Source organism: Ammoniphilus resinae (genome assembly GCF_017873965.1).
Lineage (GTDB): Bacteria > Bacillota > Bacilli > Aneurinibacillales > RAOX-1 > Ammoniphilus_A > Ammoniphilus_A resinae.
This window is the reverse complement of the sequence record NZ_JAGGKT010000010.1, coordinates 121,763-141,614: the sequence shown is the minus strand read 5'-3', so window position 1 is coordinate 141,614 and position 19,852 is coordinate 121,763. Positions and strand designations below refer to the sequence as shown.

The window sequence follows — 19,852 nt, the reverse complement described above, 5'->3', positions numbered from 1 at the left end:
CAGATGAAAAACGGAATCTTAACCACCATTGGAAATACGCCCCTGGTTCCCTTACGTCAAATCACAAGAGAACCAAAGCAGCATGTCTATGCAAAATGGGAAGGGATGAATCCCGGCGGTAGCGCCAAAGATCGCCCTGCGCTGCGGATGATCCAGGAAGGGCTGCGATCCGGCGAGATCGGCCCGGACACGGTCATTATCGAGTCGAGCTCCGGGAATATGGCGATCAGTTTGGCCATGATCTGCTCTTATCTAGGCTTGCGCTTGATTTGTGTCATTGATCCGAAAACGACCACCCAAAACGTCCAGATCATGAAAGCGTATGGAGCGGAAATTGACTGGGTGGAGCAGCCCGATCCACAGACCGGTGAATTCTTACCGGCCCGCATCGCCCGCGTTCAGGCACTGCTGAGCCAGATTGAAAACAGCTATTGGCCTAACCAATATGCTAATCCTCACAATTACCTATCCCATTATCACACCACCATGAAAGAAATCGCAGCTTCTCTGAAGGAAATCGACTACCTCTTCTGCGGGGTCAGCTCCTGCGGCACGATCCGAGGGTGCGCGGAGTATATTAAAGACCATAAACTTAAAACCAAAGTCATCGCCGTAGATGCGAAAGGAAGTATGATTTTTGGCGGAGAAAAATCCAAGCGCCTGTTCCCGGGCCTCGGGGCTGGAATGGTTCCTCCCCAGCTTAAACCGGAGCTGATCGACCGGACGGTTTATGTCACCGACTTGGATTGCGTGATCGGCTGCAGGCTGTTGCTGCAAAAGGAATCGATCCTCGCCGGGGCTTCCTCGGGTGGCGTCATGATGGGCTTCCAATCGATATCTGCAGAACTTCCCAAGGACTCTACGTCTGTGCTCATTTTCCCCGATCGGGGCGACCGGTATCTGGACACTGTTTATTCGAGGGAATGGGTGAAAGAGCATGTGGGCGCTATGCCAGATGAACTGCAGTAAAGGCGGGAAATGATATGCTGTATTTAAATCAAAAGGACATTTTAGCGATGGGCATCCACTGGGATGAATTGATCCAGACAGTGAAAAAAACCGTCTTCCATCTTGACCAGGGCGATTATTCGCAGCCCATCAAGCCGTATTTAAGGTATGGCAATCCAAAAAACCGCATTATTGCGATGCCGGCCTATATCGGGGGAGACATCGATACGGCTGGAATCAAGTGGATCTCTAGCTTTCCCGATAATATTCATCGTCAGCTTCCGCGCGCGCACAGCGTAGTCATTTTAAATGACCCCGCTACCGGAAAACCAGCCGCGATCCTTCATACCCCGCTCGTCAGCATGATCCGGACTGCATCGGTCAGCGGATTAATGCTCAAGCACTATCTAAATCAGCGTCCCTCCCACAAGGCGATTCTCGGAATCATCGGATGGGGGCCGATCGGGCAGTATCATTTTAAGATGTGCATGGAACAGTTCGGTCATTTCATTGAGCGAGTGGTTCTCTACGATCTCAGGCCGATTGACAAAAAGAACATCCCTCTCGCCTATCAGCATCAGGTGAAAGTGGCTGAGTCCTGGCAGGAAGCTTACATGGAATCCGACATCGTCCTCACGTGCACAGCCTCTGATTATCGCTATATCGACCGGAACCCGAAGCCCGGCAGCTTACTCATGCACATCTCCCTTCGCGATTATAAGAAGGAGGCCCTTGATTCCATCGGCACCATCATTGTCGATGACTGGGATGAGGTTTGCCGGGAAAATACCGACATCGAAGTCCTTCACAAAGAGAGCGGACTAGAAAAAAAAGATACACACTCGCTTGCTGATGTGGTATGCCGGCAGAGCCTATCGGGGTGTGACTTAAGCCAGCCTGTTTTATTCAGTCCCATGGGCATGGCTGTATTCGACATCAGTGTCTCCGCACATTACGTTCGGGTCGCTCAAACCCAGGGAATGGGGCAATGGCTTGATTAAAATAAGAGAACCCGATTTGATCAACTAGATGATCAATCGGGTTCTTTTGCCAAGCTAACGCTTTAGCTCAGAGATCGGTTCTGACTCTTTTCCCCATCACACGATGACTGATGCCTTTGTTATGAGTGACTGCTTCATAAACACTTTTTTCGTGATGTGTTTCTGAGTAAAAGGTGGCAGATGGAAGAAATCATCATTATAGAATAGCTCTAGCAAAGCCTGCGTTGCCGCTTTCGTTGCCAAAGTTTCATTCTTTAGCACATAATAGGCAATTCGGTATCCGTAGACTTCATATTGTTTGAGCACATCTGCTTTGCGCAATAGCTCTTGCTGTTTCTCTATTTGAGTCATTGCCTTCCCCCAACCTTTTCCCCCAAGAACACCTTTACATCGAGAACAATGACATGGACGGCCGCAAACGTAGGATCATTTGTGGGCCACCCGTTCATTTAAAATTGGGGAATTATTTGCTTCACACTCATTATAATGGGGGTTTCTTGAAATTATCTAAATAAAATATTAACAAATTATTAACTCCCGTGTTCGACTTCTCAAAGCTAACACTATAGCCCAGAGATGGGGTCTGACTCCCCTTTTTCGAAGCAAGTCGCGACAGTACTTCACCGTCTGCAGACACTGAAGCCTCTATTTTATTTAAAAACACCCATTTGGAGAATGAACCGGACAGGAGAGCCCTTATTTTCTACTTTCGATGGATTCGGAAGCCAAATTTCAAGGAATAAGGGCCTGTGTGTCCGGTTGGCACCGAAAATCATGTTTTTTTTCAGAAATAAGGGCTCCTGTGTCCGCCAACATAGAGCTGTTGGAGAAAAAGGCTATCTTGACCGATTACGACCATTTTTGCGCAAACAAAAAGGACTCTAATATAGAGTCCTTTCATCATTATTACGCTTTGTTTACGTTAGTTGCTTGAGGTCCACGTTGACCTTTTTCAACGTCAAAAGTAACTTTTTGACCTTCTTCTAAAGTTTTAAATCCTTCGCCTTGGATAGCTGAGAAATGTACGAATACATCTTCTCCACCTTCAACTTCGATGAATCCGAAACCTTTTTCTGAGTTAAACCATTTTACTGTTCCTTGTTGCATGCTTGTTTCCTCCTGTGTGGATCTATTCCACATATCAATACTATATTTGCTCATTTAGATATCAAAGGCGAAAAGTTTAAAGACTTATTCATTCCTTAAATCCCGAACAAAGATAATTCTTACTTAGTATAACAGATAAAAATCAGGAAAGCAAATACAAATTTTGTACGATGTATCAAACCATGAATGACATCTTTTCAACCTAGCCAATCCTTAAGGGAGGATTGAATTCACTTTCTCCCTTACCCCCTCTTGATTCAGTTCTTTTCCCATAATCGATACCATTCCCCGATCCTCGCGAGAGCGAATTAATCGTCCGATTCCTTGCTTCAATCGGAGAAGCATATAAGGCATATCGACCTCTTCAAAAGGATGGTTCGTATCTCTCCGTTTAGCAGCAAACAATGGATCGTTCGGCGGAAAGGGCAATGCCCAAATCAGCACTTGGGATAGTGTGGGTCCTGGTATATCCAACCCCTCCCATAAGGTAACCGCACAAAGAATACTGTCCATATCATTCTGGAATGTAGAGATCAGATGGCTAATTTCCGCAGTTCCTTCGTATAAAAAGCGGAAGTCCATCGATTCCGGATAGGTGGCCATGTCCTGCTTAAATCGAATTAATTCCTCTTGGGACGGGAACAAAATCAAGGCTCTTCCTTCCGACTGTTGCAGTAAACTTAGCGCTAGCTTCATTTTATCCGTCGAGGGGTTATCCGGGAACAGACTCACTTTCATCTGTTGATCATAATCGTAGGGCGAAGGCACGGAAAACGACAGGAAATTTTCAATCCCGAGGCTTTGTGCCATATGTTCAAAGCTTCCATCAATGGAAAGCGTCGCGGAAGAGAACACGATCGGCATTTTTTGGGAAAATACATGGTCCTTCAGCACTTCTTTGACCCTCTTTGGCATGATCACAAAGCTGATCTCCTCTTGATCTTCCGCAACCCAGGAAATGAGTTGTTCCGGCTGTTTAATTAACCCTAATGCCAATTGCATCATATCCAAATGCTCTTCCACGATCCTTAGCTGATAATCGCTCAGCGTAAACAAACCACTTTCCAACACGAGCTCTTCTTCAATCGCATCAAGCAGCCCCCTGAACCGGTCGACTTCTCGCATCAAATTCTGACTCCACACGATGTCTCTGCGATCAGAGGCAGGAACTTGATGACTGCTGCTCTCGAGCAAGGCAAAGAGGGTTTCGCTTTGCGCTATAGCTTCTTCGATGGTTACAGCTAAAGACTCGCGGATTTCTCCATGCAGCAAACGAATCACGATGCTTTCGAACTGGGAATGCTTCAGTTTATAAGTCAACGCATTCTGTGCGGCCGTTTCTAACAAATGTCCTTCGTCAAACACGACGGAGCTGTGTGCCGGCAGTAACGGCAGCTGTCCACTACGCTGTCTAGCCTCATAAGTCCAAATATGTTCCATATAGAAATCATGCGAGCAAATGATCAACTCCGCAGACTTCCGGTAATAATCTCGGGAAAGAGTTAGTCCACAGCGTTGGCGTTGGGGGCAAACGAGACAATCTTGAAAAACATCCCACCCCAAACTCCCCCATTGCTGATCTGTCAAGTGAGGATAATCTTTACGGTCCCCGTAAGGATAAAAGGATTGCAGGGTACTTCGAGAACGAACAAACTCCGGTAACCCCCGATATATCTCTCGAAAAACCTCCGCATCATCCATTCCTAATCTAGCATCGTCGAGCTTATTTAAACAAAGATACTGGTCTTGGGATTTGCCCAACCTGGCGTCGATCGTGAGGTCCAAGTACCGGGCAAGTTTGGCGATATCCCCTTCCGGCTTGACCAATTGTTCGATTAAGGATTCGTCCGCACAGGCGATGATGGCCGGTTTTCTCGTATATCGGGCATAGAGAATCGCGTATAACAAATAGACGAACGTTTTGCCAGTTCCTACGCCGCCCTCCGCGAAAATGGTTTGATTCCCGCTGAAGGCCCGTTCCAATTGAAAAGCCATGTAGATCTGCTCATCTCTTATTTCAAAGCCAGCTTCCGGTAAAATCTCATAAAACACATCTGCTATCCAATCGCTAGCTTGCTGATCAAACGGCTGTGTGGGGTCAAATGCAAATGGATAAGTTTTCAATCAGGCTGCCTCCAAATCGTGTTGTCAACTTCATCTGTTCATTATACCGCAAAAGAATCCTTGCATACACCAATGCTAAAGGTAATCGATCTAAATGTGCGGGCTGGGCAAACTCTCAAACAAGACATTTACTTGAGTAAATTCGCCAAGCTAACGCCTTATTAGGGAAGGGGTCTGACCCACTAGCGTTGCATATAAATTAGAATAATAAAATTCCGCCTAAAGGACGTTCTGGAGGAGAAAATCAAATGAGCAAGACGTTTAGTAGACCCATTCAGCATGAATAGATCCTCCCCTTTTTTCCAGACTTTTAAAAGTTTAACCGCAATCGGTACATCAAATCCCATGCTGATTTGTCACGAATCCGAGCTATTCGCGACAAGGACGTGGGTACTCCTTGCGAACCTGTCACGAATCCGATCTATTCGCGACAAGGACGGGGTGACTCCTTGCGTAGTTGTCACGAATCCGGTTTATTCGTGACAAGGACGGGGTGACTCCTTGCGTAGTTGTCACGAATCCGAGCTATTCGCGACAAGGACGGGGTGACTCCTTGCGTAGTTGTCACGAATCCGGTTTATTCGTGACAAGAGTGGGGGTACTCCTTGCGAACCTGTCACGAATCCGAGCTATTCGCGACAAGGACGGGGTGACTCCTTGCGTAGTTGTCACGAATCCGGTTTATTCTCCTTGTAAAAAGACCGATAGTACTGGAACACTATCGGTCATGTACAACAGAGGATCCCCAAAATGGGGTCGGCACTAATTTATCCAGAAATGGAACGCTGAGTTGTGAGCTCAAGGGCGGTCTATGACCCAATCGTTGACAAATCATGTCATCGACTTTACATATTTGGATCCCTTTTCCACTTTCCAAGCACTTTACAAAGGATTGACGGAGAAAACAAGGTAGTGGCAGGGCGCAGCAAATTCATAACATAAATAAAGGAATTATAAATATCGGTGTCTTCTGAAGAAAGCCGAAAAACACGCCTGATATACCATTGGAGAAAGCGAAGTCCCCTCGGTTTCCTCCCTGACACATGAGGATAGCGAAAATCTTCAATAAGGATCATATCCCAGATCGGATCGATCAGCTTTGACATCTTTTTATAATAACGCTTTGTGAAATGGGTGGTAATTGACCTCCTCTTTTCCCACTCCATTTGCAGACAATCCTTCAACTGAAGAGCCTGCATGGCTGCAGCTGACATGCCCTGTCCAAATACAGGATCGAATCTACATAAGGAATCGCCCATAAATAAAAATCGCTGAGGAGGATTACTCATTTTCTCCCAGCGATACCTAGTCATATGAGGAACCTTATGTACTCTTATTTCTGATAGAGGGATAGCCCCCTGAAGTTCTTGATAAATGGTATCTTGTGGCAACTGTTTCGTGAACTCCAGAAACTCACCGGCTTCCTTTAGGTTGGCATGTGCAAGCGGGCTATGATAACCAAACAATGTGACAATATGCCGATTTCCTTCGATACAGGATATTGTTCCTCCTGTCTTTTCAACCGGAGCATAAGGATAAACCAAGAGAGTGGACCAATCTCGTTCTTCAACGGGGGGAAGTTGATAAATCTGACTAATATAGCAAAGGTCAATGTTCACCTTCTCTACCGGAACGTGATACCCATTTGAAATAAACCACGGATGGAACTTAGATCCATAGCCACTTGCATCCAAGACCAGATCCGCGGATAAATCTTTGGAGAGTCCAGAACTCAATTCCTCCACATGGATCCCCGTTATGGTGGACGTACTTGAATGATATAGGGGGCGGACAGCTTGCGTCCGATAACAAATCGAGATGCGAGGGTCCTCTTCCACTCTGCAGCGAATATGGCCTTCTAAGAACGGACGGCTTTGAAGAAGAACCGATAAGCGGCCTTTAAATCGTTTTTTCCAAACGCCATGATGAAACCATTTCAGATCTTGAGTACCATTTATCCATGTTGAACCTTCCTGAATAAGAACTTTAGTGATTCCTGGGAAAAGTCGCTCCAGCGCCTCTTCTCCTCCCTTAAGTAAAGCATGGAGATGATAACCTTGAGGAACTTCCTTCCTAGGCTCTGTAGGAGAAGGTCTAGGATCGCCTTTTTCTATAACCGTCACTCGCTCAAAGTAACCAGACAGCACTTGTGCCGCACATAAACCAGCTATTCCAGAACCAATGACAATGGCATGGGACCCTAATATTCTAGTTTCACTCATCCTAAAGGATCCTCCTTAATAATTATAGCAACGACCACTTTTTCGCGCTGAAGTTCGACAGCACTTCACCGTCTGCTTTATGTTAGGCTAGTACTGCTTTGGCCTTCACGGTGGTTTAGTTTTACTGCTCTTTTCCCATGAATCACATAATAGGCAAAGGTGCAAGCAATAACGATAATGAATGAGGCAAAGTACATATTGCGGTACCCGATAAATGGAATAAAAAGACCAAGAAGAAAAGGCCCAATTCCAATTCCTATATCATTCAAGATAAAGTAAGTGGATGCTGCAAGCCCCGCTCGATGTGGTGGGGATTTTTTAATCGCGATCGCTTGGATAGAAGATTGTAGATTTCCATATCCGAGCCCAGCTAATATACTGGCAAGTATTAAAGTAAAACCATGGTTAGCTAGACCAAGAACAATGAAGCTGGCCGCAAAAAGAATGAGCGCTGGATACATCACAATATTATCCCCTTTTGTATCTAGTATTCTGCCAGTGATGGGTCTAGAAATGAAGATGCAGACAGAATAGATAATAAAAAAGAGACTCGCAACATACGTTAAATTAATTTCCACCGAATAAGAAGCAAGGAATGTGATAATACCAGAGAAAGTTAAAGCTAAAACAGTCATTATTAAGGACATAGAAATCGCTTTTATTTCAAAGAACTGACTAAAATGTAAACCCTTCATTCCTTCGCGTTGTTCCTTTGTGAGTACTACTTTAGGAAACTTAGTAAACAAAGCTAATAAAATACCAATACCCGTTAAAATCGTACAGCAAACAAAGATCGCGTAAATACTTGCCAACTGAGTCATTAAAAGCCCGAGAAAAGGTCCAATAGCTGTTGCTAGAATAAAACTTAACGTATAATAACTAATTCCTTCCCCTTGTCGTTTGACAGGAATGATATCGATCACCGAGATTTGCATAACGGTCAGCACGATCCCCACTAGCGCACCGTGGAGAAAGCGGATGAATATGAAAATAGTTAAATCTTTGATTGGGAAGTAAAGCAGCGTGCAGAAAAAAGCTAAAATCAATGCAAGATAAAGCAGCTTTTTTCTGCCGATGATGTCAATGTATTTTCCTATCAGGATACGAAGTGAAAGGACACCAATAACAAAAACACTAGCAGCAAGCCCAGCCATCCCTTCCGTGGCATGAAACCCTTTCATGGCATATCCCGCTATAGTTGTTATCGTTAAAAAATAAGTAAGAGCAATGAAAAAAGTGATCATTGAAAATAAAATAAAATTTTTACTCCATAATTGGGGTTTTGACGTTTCCATGTGTATAACCTCTTAATCTTTTTTTATGACAATGAAATAAAGATAAATGCTAAATCCTAAATCCTAAGAAAGACGTATCAAAATTTAAAAAAGGATAAATTGAATGAAACCCTATTCTGAAACTTTATCATAAATGGAAATAAAACTCTATTTTTTAAAAATTCAGTTGAAGTATAAGGAGCACGATCCCTCCTTTATTTGAATTTATTGAATCCTAGAGGATTTCCCAGTCTACTAAAGAATACTATGGATTATTGATGGCATTTGTACAAACGGTGGATTAAAGTCCCCGTAAAGAAAAAGGATGTGTATACATTGGCTATTAGGACGTTACTAACGGAGATGTTTGACCTGCAATACCCTATTGTATTGGCCCCAATGGGAGGGGTACCCGGGGGAAGATTGGCTGCAGCGGTTTCGAACGCAGGAGGGCTTGGCCTAGTCGGTGGTGGATATGGGGATCATGATGTATTAAAGCAGGAGCTATCTATCGTACGTGAACAAACCAGTCGTTCATGGGGTGTCGGATTGATTACATGGGCGGTAGAACGTGATACCGTTGAATTGGCATTAAAGTATAACCCAGATGTATTTTTGCTTTCATTTGGAGATCCAAGGGAATACGCGAAAATGATTAAGGCCCAAAATTGCAAGTTGATCTGTCAAGTTCAGGATGAAGAACAAGCCGAATTGGCGATGGAAGCTGGAGCTGATCTGATCGTTGCCCAAGGAACAGAAGCCGGTGGACATGGTGCTGCGCGTGCCACACTTCCATTGGTCCCTTCTATTGTTGATAGGGTATCCCCTATCCCTGTATTGGCAGCGGGTGGAATCGTGGATGGCCGGGGGTTGGCGGCATCCATCATGCTTGGTGCAGCGGGGGCAATGATTGGGACACGGTTTTATGCAACGGAAGAGTCTATTGGCTTTGAACAGGCTAAGGAATGTATCATATCTGCCAAAGGGAATGATGTAGCGCGTACCACAGTTTTTGATATCGTTCGCAGGCTAAACTGGCCACCCCCATTTACGGGGAGAGCAATACGCAATGAATTTTTCAATCATTGGGATGGGAGGGAAAATGAATTAAAAGCAAATGAGGATAAAGTGGTCAGGGAATACCAATTAGGTCTTCAAACAGGAGACATTAACACCATTCACATTTTTGCGGGGGAAGGTGTTAGCCTAATCCATTGTATTGACTCAGCGCCAAACATTTTAAAAGCAATCGGCGAAGAGGCTGAGGAAAGTTTATCACGTGGGCAACAATTCGTTTACAAAGGATAATATAAAAAAAGGAAAGCCAGAGGTGCGGTATCCGAATGGGATAGGCAAGCACTTTACTGTCTGCGATTCGCCAAGCTTAAACTTAGAGATGGGGTCTGGCGTCTGCGATCAAAGCACTTCTTACCCACTTTTGATGATTTTACATTTTTGACAAGTCTATGTATAATAATACTAAAGATTAGAGTATAAACTAAAAAGACCGATCGTGCTGGAACACGATCGGTCATGTACAACAGACGTTCCCCAAATGGGGTCGGCTCAAGATATGGGAAATAGACCGCTGAGTTGGTAGCTCAAGGGCGGTCTATTTCTTTTTGCTTAGAAGTGTCAAAACGGCAATAACTACACCAATAAATGTTAGTGTGAAGTTGCCGAAATTGATTGCAAGGTCAATTGCTTCTTGTATTGACACCATGTTCTCACCCCCTTTCATCCGGGGATGAGCCGACCACCCTTGAGGAGCCTATTCTATTGTACAAGAAGATTATACCACAAAGCATAACAACAGGAACATATATTCCTGTTGTGAAATTATTTGGTATTCGACTTTGCTAAGCTAAAGCTTTTTCTCAGAGAAGGGGTCCATCGGCTCCTGTTCTGAGGTGAAGCGTTGTCGCGCTTCACCGTCTGCGATTCTTTGAATAAATGAAAAAAGCACAGATAAGGTGATCTGTGCTGTTTCTATTTCTCGAACATCTAGGGAATGGTTTCCTCGTAGAAGTCTCTATTCAATAATTATATTAACAACTGTTTCGTTTTGGATTTTTTCCCAATCCCAATCTATTCCTATGCCAGGTTTTTGGGATGGGTAAGCAAAACCATCTTTAATTGTTACCTTTGATTTTGTAATCTCATCTAGCTGCGGAATATATTCTAGCCATCTACTATTATTGATTGCACAGCATAATGAAACATGCAACTCCATTAAGAAGTGAGGGCAAACTATTTTGTTAAAACACTCTGTCATATGAGCAACTTTCAGCCAAGGTGTAATTCCACCAATTCTTGCTACATCAACTTGAATGATATCAGCCGCATTACTTTGTAAATATTCTTTAAAATGATGGATTGAATAAATAGATTCACCAACCGCAACAGGTATAGTAGTGGATTGACATAATTCTCTATGGGAAGCTACATCGTGTGCTAGTAAAGGCTCCTCAATCCAAGTTAATACTACCTTTTCTAGCAGATCGGCGCGTTGCTTTGCATCGGCTAATGTCAAGGCTTGATTACAGTCTGTCATAATCATATAGTCTGGTCCCACAGCCTCGCGTACAGCCCTTAATCTCTGCACATCACGTTCAGCACTGGGTGAACCAATTTTAACCTTAGAACCACCAAATCCTTGTGCTTTTGCTGCTAAAGCGTCATTGACCAACTCCTCCTGACTCATATGCAGCCAACCACCTTCAGTTGTATAGAGACGGATTTTGTCTTTTGAACCACCAGCAACTTTATATAATGGTAAATTCATCATTTTACACTTCAAATCCCATAATGCAGTGTCAATGGCTGTTAGCGCTAATGAAGTAATTGCCCCTACAGACGTTGCGTGTGTAGACATTAGTAAGTCATGCCATATACTTTCAATCATAGTAGCATCACGACCAATAAGTTTCGGTAATAAGTGATCCTTTAGTAACGCTACAATGGAAGAACCGCCTGTTCCAATCGTATAGGTGTAACCTTCACCAAATTGACCGGATTCAGTTGTTAGGCGTACAATTGGAGTTTCCTGCGCTTCAAAAGATTGGATCGCGTCTGTTCTTTTTACCTTTGGTTTTAATACAATCATAAAAAGTTCTGCTTTAATAATTTTCATTTTTACTAGCCCCTTTTTGTTATTATTTTTTATTCTGAACTGGGCTTAATCATAGACAATAAACGGTTCAACTTTTGTAATCTTGAATTCTATCACTTGTTTTCTTATTCTACGTGAAACACTTCTTCCATAGATGCCCACCACTCACCCTTTTTTCGGGTCTCAAGGCGTTCCTGACACGGTCCGCAAACACTCCACCATTCTTGGGTAGTGGAATCCGACGCCATTCTTGCCATATCTGCCTCATAATCTTCACCCACATATTCCATATAACTAAATAGATAGCCGTCTTTATGGAAGATAGAATAGTTTTGAATGTTACACTCCTTAATCATTTTCACTACTCCAGGCCAAACATTTGCATGAAGTTGTTTGTATTCTTCCAGTTTTTCCGGCTTGACTCGTATCACACTTCCATATCTTTGCATGAACTTGTCACCTCCTTTTAAGAAATCTTTTGTTCTCCACCACCGATAATATTTTCCATAATCTCCTTACTCATCACGTCATAGTTTTTATTGTTGATAATGTCACCTGAGATCTCCTCATTTCGGAAAACGAGGATTCGATCTACGAGTTGGATGATCTCCGGCATGTCAGAAGAGATGACAATCACAGATTTTCCGCTTTCGGCAAGATCCCAAATCAATTGGTGAATCTCGGCTTTCGTTTTCACATCGATTCCTACGGTTGGCTCATCAAAGATCAATATTTCCGGTTCAGTTGATAATCCCTTGGCAATACTCACCTTCTGTTGGTTTCCCCCACTTAAATTACCAACAATTTGCAAAACGCTCGGCGTTTTAATTTCGAGTTTCGATTTATATTCTTCAGCGATCATTTTTTCCGTGTTCATACTGAGTGTGAAAAACCGGTTGCGGATTCGATTCCAGATGGATGCTGCCACATTATTAAAAATGGGGTGCATCAAAAATAGCCCTTCTTCTTTTCTGTTTTCACTAATATATGCAATTTTATGTTTGTTTAAGGCATCACTAACCGAGTTAATATTCACCTTTTTTCCCTTTATTTCAATGTCTCCGCTTGTAGCTGGGTCAATCCCTGTTAGAACTCTAGCAAGTTCCGTACGGCCAGAACCCACTAAGCCGTACCATCCAAGAATCTCTCCTTTTGCTAGCTGGAAGCTTTTCTTTTTGTAACTCTCATTACTTCTTAGGTCCTTTACCTTTAATACAATTTCACTATCATTTTTCATTTCTTTGATTGGGAAACTTAGTTTATTTTCTTTTCTACCTACCATCATGGATATTAAGGAATCCCTGTTCAAATCTTTAATCGATGATTTTGGCCCAGCATTTTTCCCGTCCCTTAAAACGGTAACTGAACTCGCGATTTGGAATATTTCTTCGAGTTTGTGACTCACATATATAAAGGATACGCCTTGTTTTTGCAGTTCACGCACAGTGTCTATTAACTTATTAGCTTCTTTCAGAGAGATAGAAGCAGTCGGCTCGTCTAGAAGCATTATTTTTGCATTGGATGATAACGCTTTTGCTATCTCAATTAATTGTTTTTGCCCCGCACTTAGCGTCTCCACATTGGTTTCTGGAGAGACATTGAGCCCAACCATATCGATATACTGTTGTGCATCCTTAAATAATTGATTTTTATCAATAACGGAGAATGATTTTTTGGTAATTCTCTCAAGAAGGATATTTTCTGCCACCGTAAAAGTCGGTACCAAGTTTCTCTCTTGGTGAACCACATTAATCCCTTGGTGTATAGGCTCATGTGGATTCGAAAAAGAGACATTTTGCCCATTTAAAAGAATGGATCCTTCGTCTGGTGTATAAACGCCTGTGATAATCTTGATTAAAGTGCTTTTTCCCGCACCGTTTTCGCCCATCAAGGCAAGGACTTCCCCTTTATTCAATGTAAGTGAAACGTTATCAAGGGCTTTCACCCCGGGGAAGCTTTTACTAATATTTTTAAGTTCCAGGACAGGAACAGAACTTTCCGCATTCTCCATTCGGTTTGTACTCATGCTGCTTCACGCTCCTGTCGTTGTTTTCTTTGTGACCTTTCTTCTCTTACCACACGAATACGGTCAATACTAACAGCTGCCAGGATGATCATCCCTTGAATGAAGGTCATCCAGTAGATATCAAGGTTTAAGTGGACCAATCCATTCGATATTAATGCGAGCAATAATGCTCCAAGAACCGTCCCACTGACACTTACCTTTCCCCCCATTAATCTGGTCCCGCCAATGAGTGGAGCGGCAAAAGAAAAGAGCATCCAGTCATTCCCTATATCGGGTTGTGCCGATGTCAATCGTGCAACTAGAAGAATGGCGGCAACAGATGCCAACACGGCAGAAATAACGTGGGTAATCAACACCGTACGTTGAACGAGGATTCCGGATAGCTCAGCACATTTTAAGTTGCCCCCTAAGGCAAGAATTTGTCTTCCAAGACCTGTATACTTGAAAACAAAACCAAGCAAGGCAGCAATAATAAGCGTAATTATCATAATCATTGGGATCCCAATGATCTTCCCATTCCCAAGAAATGTGTAACTGGCAGGGATATTGTAAAATGGCTGCGCATTCGTAATACCCATATTTAGACCCAAGAAAACACTCGATGTAGCCAAAGTGGCCAAAAAGGAGGATACACTGGTTGCCCCCATTCGTGTGATAATCAATCCATTTAATAAACCACATAGAGAACCGACAATGACCCCGATTAAAATGGACAAGATGATGGGTAATCCCAAGCTATCCATCAAACCACCGGTAACGATACCCACAAGACCTCCAATGGCTCCGACGGACAGGTTCATTCCACCGCTTCCGAGCACTACCATTTGGGCTAATCCTACTAATGCTGTTATGGAAAAAGCCTGTGCAACAACAAATAAATTGGTCGCTGTAAGAAAGTCCTTACTTACAGCAGTCAATCCAAGCGAAAACAACACAATGATACCTAATATGCTTAAGCTATTCGAATTCCGAATCCCCTTTAAAGAAACCTTATTTACCATGGGTTCGGTCGGCATGAGAGATTTTTCTGGCATACTCATTGTTTCCACTCCTTTCTATGAAAGTAAAATTAATTGCCCTTTTGTCCTAATAGAAGAAGACGAATTCTATTCATCTCAAAGGCTGCAAGCAAGATAACCCCTAAAAATAATTGGAACCAAAATGAATTGATATTAATCAGGACCAATCCATTGATGATGATGGCCATAAGAATCGCACCAAACAGGGTACCAAAAACGGTAACTTTTCCACCCGAGAGAAGTGTTCCTCCCAATACGGGTGCTGCAAATGAAACAAGCAGCCAGTCCATTCCAATCGACAACTGAGCTGACCCCAGCCTTGCGACCTGTAGGATTCCTGCTAAACCTGCCAATGCCCCACTTAATGAATGGACGATAATAATAATTTTTGCAGTATTGATTCCCGAGAACAAAGCTGCTTTTGCATTTGCACCCGTTGCGAGGATTTGCCTGCCAAGCGGTGTTTTATTCATAATGATAAAAACAATAATCGCAACAAAAACCGCAATCAAAAACAATAGTGGAATGTTAAAAATATATAGTTTACCGATTAATTTAAAAGTTTCTGGTAATTGAAAGTAAGCCTCTCCGCGGGTTACGGCAGTAGCAATCCCTAAAATGACACTGGATAGAGCCAAGGTAATAATAAAGGGATTGATTCCCGTTTTGACAATCAATAGTCCCTGAATCATACCTAGAAGTGTTCCTGCGGCTACACCGATGAGGATGGCCCACAGAACGGGTACTCCATATTTTTCTAACAACGCGCCTAGTAACATCGCGGTAAAGGCCCCCATGGAGCCTAAAGCGAGATTAAACTGTCCGATGGAAAGGGTTAACAATTGTGACAATCCCACAATACTTGTGATGGCAACTGTTAAGGCAAGCGAATCGAGATTAAATGGGGTTAAGAAACCATCCGCTAAAAAATGAAGCAATAAGCTAATCAACAGGATTGGCAAAATCACACCGGCCATTTCCCATTTTATTAATTTTTGTATGATCTTCTGTGACATGAACTTTCCCTCCTTAACCTAGCATAATATGGACTTCTCCTATCGATCATAAATTTTGAGATGTCCCTTCAAGGAGAAGGGACATCTCTATTTCATTCCTTAGACTTATTTCGGTGCATTAAGGTATTTGGTTTCCCAATCCTTTAAGATATCCTTTGTTGTTTGATCTACTAGATCATCATAGTTATCGATGTTTTCTTTGTTAACCAAGAAGGTTCCGGCATTGATAAAGTAGGGTGCATCGTCTTTCCAGGTATATCCGTCTTCTAATAGTTTTAAAGTATAGGAAGCGATATAAGCCATTCCCCAAGGGTTCTGAGACATGGTACCTTCAATATACCCTTCCTTTATCCCGTCTAAAACGGATTGGTCGGTATCTATTAGAATCGCCTTAATTCTATTTTCACCCAGCTGTTTGAACTGTCTTGCCACAGTAGCGGAAGGAATGTATGCGGTTGCCACAATTCCGTCAAGCTCAGAGCGTTTCGCTGCTAACAAACTGCTAATTGCATTCTGCGCTGGTTCAGCAGCATCAATATCGGAGATCGTTTGAATCAGTTTTACATCCGGATGTTCCGATACAGCTGTTTCTACTGCTTTGATCCGCAGCTGTGTGTTAGGGTCTGTAATTAACCCCGTAAGGTGGACGATATTCCCTTTATCTCCCATGGACTTAATTAAGTGCTGTGTGGCCTGGTAGGCAGATTCATATACATCGGTTGCAAGTGTAAAAAGAGTATCGGTTGGTTCTGCTGGACTTCCGCCGACAGCAATAACAGGGATCCCTTGTTTTACAATTTTGGAGATTTCCTCATTTGATGCTACAGGATCTGCTGGAAACATCGCAATTCCTGTATAACCTTTCGCAACTAATCCATCCAGTATGACATTTTGCTCTGTCTGGTTCCATTTTTGTGGTGATTGATACGTAACTTCTGGGAATCCAAAATCCTTAGCAGCCTGTTGCGCTGCCCCTTCCATCGGTTCAAAAAAAGGATGAACTCCAGCAGGTACTACCGCAAACTTGTATTTTTTTTCAGATGCTTGATCCTTACCAGGCGCCGCAGATTCTTTCGATGGTGGCTGTGAATTCTTAGAATCCGATGTCGTAACAACGGATGAACAACCAGTCAAAGAAAAAGCTAGTACCATAATTAATCCAGTTAACCAGTGCTTTTTTAACATGACTTTTTCACTCCTAATTGATTGTTAGAATAGTAACTACTATAGATTTAACTTATAAAAATGCTTTGCATTGTCACCGAAGATCGCCGCTAATTGTTCTTTGGATAAGTTTTGAGGCAGTGCTTCAGTCAAGGCATTGTGTATTTCACTATAGCTACCTGCAAAAAGACAAACAGGCCAATCGCTTCCATACATCACTTTATCTGTTCCAAATATCTCAACCACATGGGTAACGTAAGGAATCAGATCTTCTACTTTCCAGTTTTCGTGATCCGCCTCTGTTACCATCCCTGATAGTTTACACATCACTTTCTCATAACCAGCAATTTGTCTCATTTGCTCATTCCACGGCTCTAGGATTCCTTTAGCAATCAGTGGTTTGGCAATATGATCGATCACGGCCCTTAATTGGGGCAGTTGCTCAAACATTTCCAGAATATGTGGCAAATGTCTTGGACGAATGAGAATGTCGATAGGAAAATCCTCTTCAATTAATACTTCCAAGTTCTTCATGACTTTCGGGCGTAAGATCCATCGGTCGTCCTCAATATCATGCAGCATCGGTCGTATTCCGACAAATCCTTCGTTTTCACGAAAACGGAAGAAATTTTCCTTAAATTGATCTGAGTCCATATCAATCCAGCCAACAACCCCAGCAATAGATTCATATTTTGTATATAACTCTAGTAAATACTCGGTTTCTTCCATGGTAGGTGCTGCTTGGACAACAATCGTTTTGTCAATTTGGAACTTTTCTAAATGGGGTTGCAAATCTTCGGGAGTAAAATCCCGGTAGATCTTTTCCATATGTGGTTCCAACCAACCATAGTCACCTCTGCTTAGTTTCCAGTAATGTTGGTGTGAATCAATTTTCATTTGGCTCCTCCCTTAAATGACAATTAGTATTCAATAGTTGCCGGAGAATAATCTAATGTTGCTCCCCCATCCGCATCAACAATCGCCCCTGTTACGGTAGAGGCATCTTCACTAGCCAGGAACGCAGCGAGTCTAGCAATTTCTTCGGGAGCAGTTAGCCTTCCAATGGCTTGATTTTTCCCTAAAAACTTCCTTGTCAACTCGGGATCAGCTTGCTGGTTGATCCAATTTTGAAGAAGTGGGGTATCTACAAATCCAGGAAGGATCGCATTGACTCTGACAGGGCTTCTCGCATAGTCCAGTGCCGCAGATTTCGTAAGGGACATGACGGCTCCTTTTGTTGCTGCATAAAGGGATCCAGCGTATTGCCCTACCTTCCCCGTGGCCGAAGCGATGTTCACAATGGACCCACTTTCCTTTTTAAGATAGGGAATGGCATGTTTCATGTGCCAGAAATAACTTTTTACGTTGATCGTAAACAAGCGATCAAAATCCTCATTGGTATATTCATCCATCATTTTCGAAATATGTACCCCAGCGTTATTCACAATATGGTTGACTTTTCCATATTTGGATACGGTTTCATGAATCACCTGAATAATTTCTTCTTCATTGACCACGTCACATTCGAAGAACTTACAATCATAACCATTTTTTAATAGTTGTTTTTCGTATTCTTCCCCTTCTTCTCTTCTATTGCTGGTGAACACAACCTTAGAGCCTCTCTCCGCAAAAATTCGAGTACAAGCCCCTCCTATGCCAGAAGTTCCTCCCGTAATGATTGTTACCTTGTCTTTAAACAATCTAATTCCCCCTTCCCTTCCAATTTTTAAAAAACACCATAGAACACGAGTAAGTATCCAGGTAACATTCTCGCACGGTAAACGCAGAATACTTATATTTCACCTGATATACCATGAGGTATATCACAAAAAATATCAACAAACACACCGTTTGATATTTCATGTAATATATCAGGTAATATACTCGCTAAAGAAAAGATAGCATCTTTCGCCAATATTTTCAATATAAAAAACTACAAAAATTAAGATTATTTAATAACCGACTATTTAGTTAAGAGTGACATTTATTCTAAAACACCTTTGTAAGTTCCAATTGACTAAGTAAATTCTCTTTCGAATTTTCTAAGTGATTTTTCAAATGGATTTTGGCAGCCTCCTTATCCCCTTTTTCGATCGACTGTAAAATTTGCTTATGTTCTTGATGTGTTTCATTCAATCTTTTATGTGGCTGATAATAGGATCTAGCAACCTTCACATGGCATTGTAAATTATCGTAGGAATTTATAATTTTAGGGTTTTCCGAACTAGCTACAATAAACTTGTGAATCTTCGAGTCGTTTTCCATAATCTCACCACGATCATACTCACGATCATTTTGAATCATCTCCCAGTAATTGATGAGATTTTCCAGCACAGCTATATTCTTTTGAAGATATTCAAAGCCTACATTCAATGAAAATAACTCCACCATTTCCCGGTATTGAAACAAATGTATAACGTCTTCTTTATACATTCCGACAACAAATGTGCCTTTTCTCGGTAAAGTTTTAACAAAGCCTTCACTATCTAGCATATTTAAGGCATCTCTTACAGGAGTCCTGCTTACTCCAAGTTTCTTGGCAATCTCGTAGGCATCTAATCTTTCATTTGGTGTGAAATCCCTTCTCATTACCATTTTTTTCAATAAATCGTATACACCATTTTTAATATCGCCTTCATCGAGTTTTATTTCTTCTAATTTAATCGTGTAATCTTGCTTCAATATTTTTCCTCCTATTTGTTTTAGTTAATTGCTGACTATTGGGCTATTTTTTAGTCAACATCACAATGAAAATACTTTGAATACCAATTTAAACTTGTATTCAACCTAATAAACTATTGCAGACGAACTCCATTTTCCAATAATATAACCCTTGAAA

The 19,852-nt window shown here is 42.2% G+C and carries 18 protein-coding genes; 3 read left to right on the top strand and 15 right to left on the bottom strand.

Annotated features, from left to right (window positions below):
• Window positions 1-3 precede the first annotated feature (3 nt).
• A complete protein-coding gene (gene sbnA / locus J2Z37_RS16210; RefSeq protein ID WP_209811329.1) occupies window positions 4-969 on the top strand; it encodes a 2,3-diaminopropionate biosynthesis protein SbnA in 966 nt (321 codons plus the stop codon).
• 14 nt (window positions 970-983) lie between these two features.
• On the top strand, window positions 984-1,949 hold the full coding sequence (sbnB, locus tag J2Z37_RS16205; protein ID WP_209811328.1) for a 2,3-diaminopropionate biosynthesis protein SbnB: 966 nt from the start codon (window positions 984-986) through the stop codon (window positions 1,947-1,949).
• Window positions 1,950-2,045: 96 nt separating this feature from the next.
• On the opposite strand, the gene J2Z37_RS16200 is transcribed toward sbnB, so the two are convergent.
• The 5 genes from J2Z37_RS16200 to J2Z37_RS16180 all read right to left on the bottom strand — a co-directional run bounded on the left by J2Z37_RS16200 (window position 2,046) and on the right by J2Z37_RS16180 (window position 8,697).
• Window positions 2,046-2,300, bottom strand: a complete 255-nt coding sequence (locus tag J2Z37_RS16200) for a hypothetical protein (protein WP_209811327.1) — start codon at window positions 2,298-2,300, stop codon at window positions 2,046-2,048.
• A 555-nt stretch (window positions 2,301-2,855) separates the two neighbouring features.
• On the bottom strand, window positions 2,856-3,056 hold the full coding sequence (locus J2Z37_RS16195) for a cold-shock protein (protein ID WP_209811326.1): 201 nt from the start codon (window positions 3,054-3,056) through the stop codon (window positions 2,856-2,858).
• Window positions 3,057-3,269: 213 nt separating this feature from the next.
• Window positions 3,270-5,180 carry an ATP-dependent DNA helicase gene (locus J2Z37_RS16190; RefSeq protein WP_209811325.1) on the bottom strand — a complete coding sequence of 637 codons (1,911 nt, stop codon included), beginning with the start codon at window positions 5,178-5,180 and terminating at the stop codon, window positions 3,270-3,272.
• Between the two features lie 845 nt (window positions 5,181-6,025).
• Window positions 6,026-7,402 (bottom strand): FAD-dependent oxidoreductase, encoded by a 1,377-nt coding sequence (locus tag J2Z37_RS16185; protein ID WP_209811324.1) that lies wholly within the window; start codon window positions 7,400-7,402, stop codon window positions 6,026-6,028.
• 77 nt (window positions 7,403-7,479) lie between these two features.
• On the bottom strand, window positions 7,480-8,697 hold the full coding sequence (locus tag J2Z37_RS16180) for an MFS transporter (protein ID WP_209811323.1): 1,218 nt from the start codon (window positions 8,695-8,697) through the stop codon (window positions 7,480-7,482).
• A 315-nt stretch (window positions 8,698-9,012) separates the two neighbouring features.
• Between J2Z37_RS16180 and J2Z37_RS16175 the strand changes: the two genes are divergently transcribed.
• Window positions 9,013-9,984 (top strand): NAD(P)H-dependent flavin oxidoreductase, encoded by a 972-nt coding sequence (locus J2Z37_RS16175; RefSeq protein WP_209811322.1) that lies wholly within the window; start codon window positions 9,013-9,015, stop codon window positions 9,982-9,984.
• 304 nt (window positions 9,985-10,288) lie between these two features.
• On the opposite strand, the gene J2Z37_RS16170 is transcribed toward J2Z37_RS16175, so the two are convergent.
• The 10 genes from J2Z37_RS16170 to J2Z37_RS16125 all read right to left on the bottom strand — a co-directional run bounded on the left by J2Z37_RS16170 (window position 10,289) and on the right by J2Z37_RS16125 (window position 19,695).
• Entirely contained in the window at window positions 10,289-10,399 is a 111-nt protein-coding gene (locus J2Z37_RS16170; protein WP_209811321.1) for a putative holin-like toxin, read from the bottom strand.
• A gap of 309 nt (window positions 10,400-10,708) precedes the next feature.
• Complete coding sequence (locus J2Z37_RS16165) at window positions 10,709-11,809, bottom strand: mandelate racemase/muconate lactonizing enzyme family protein (protein WP_209811320.1); 1,101 nt, start codon at window positions 11,807-11,809, stop codon at window positions 10,709-10,711.
• Between the two features lie 104 nt (window positions 11,810-11,913).
• Window positions 11,914-12,237, bottom strand: coding sequence for an L-rhamnose mutarotase (locus tag J2Z37_RS16160; protein WP_209811319.1), 324 nt, complete (start codon window positions 12,235-12,237; stop codon window positions 11,914-11,916).
• A 17-nt stretch (window positions 12,238-12,254) separates the two neighbouring features.
• The gene (locus J2Z37_RS16155) at window positions 12,255-13,814 is read right to left on the bottom strand and encodes a sugar ABC transporter ATP-binding protein (RefSeq protein ID WP_209811318.1); all 1,560 of its coding nucleotides are present in this window, start codon (window positions 13,812-13,814) and stop codon (window positions 12,255-12,257) included.
• Window positions 13,811-14,854: an ABC transporter permease gene (locus J2Z37_RS16150; RefSeq protein WP_209811317.1), complete on the bottom strand. Its 1,044-nt coding sequence runs from the start codon at window positions 14,852-14,854 to the stop codon at window positions 13,811-13,813. The genes J2Z37_RS16155 and J2Z37_RS16150 overlap by 4 nt, the downstream gene beginning before the upstream one ends.
• Before the next feature lie 29 nt (window positions 14,855-14,883).
• A complete protein-coding gene (locus J2Z37_RS16145; protein WP_209811316.1) occupies window positions 14,884-15,849 on the bottom strand; it encodes an ABC transporter permease in 966 nt (321 codons plus the stop codon).
• 105 nt (window positions 15,850-15,954) lie between these two features.
• Window positions 15,955-17,034, bottom strand: coding sequence for a sugar ABC transporter substrate-binding protein (locus tag J2Z37_RS16140; protein WP_209811315.1), 1,080 nt, complete (start codon window positions 17,032-17,034; stop codon window positions 15,955-15,957).
• Window positions 17,035-17,073: 39 nt separating this feature from the next.
• Window positions 17,074-17,910 carry an amidohydrolase family protein gene (locus J2Z37_RS16135; protein WP_209811314.1) on the bottom strand — a complete coding sequence of 279 codons (837 nt, stop codon included), beginning with the start codon at window positions 17,908-17,910 and terminating at the stop codon, window positions 17,074-17,076.
• Window positions 17,911-17,933: 23 nt separating this feature from the next.
• Window positions 17,934-18,713 (bottom strand): SDR family NAD(P)-dependent oxidoreductase, encoded by a 780-nt coding sequence (locus J2Z37_RS16130; protein ID WP_209811313.1) that lies wholly within the window; start codon window positions 18,711-18,713, stop codon window positions 17,934-17,936.
• Between the two features lie 289 nt (window positions 18,714-19,002).
• Window positions 19,003-19,695 carry a GntR family transcriptional regulator gene (locus J2Z37_RS16125; protein ID WP_209811312.1) on the bottom strand — a complete coding sequence of 231 codons (693 nt, stop codon included), beginning with the start codon at window positions 19,693-19,695 and terminating at the stop codon, window positions 19,003-19,005.
• Window positions 19,696-19,852: the final 157 nt, after the last annotated feature.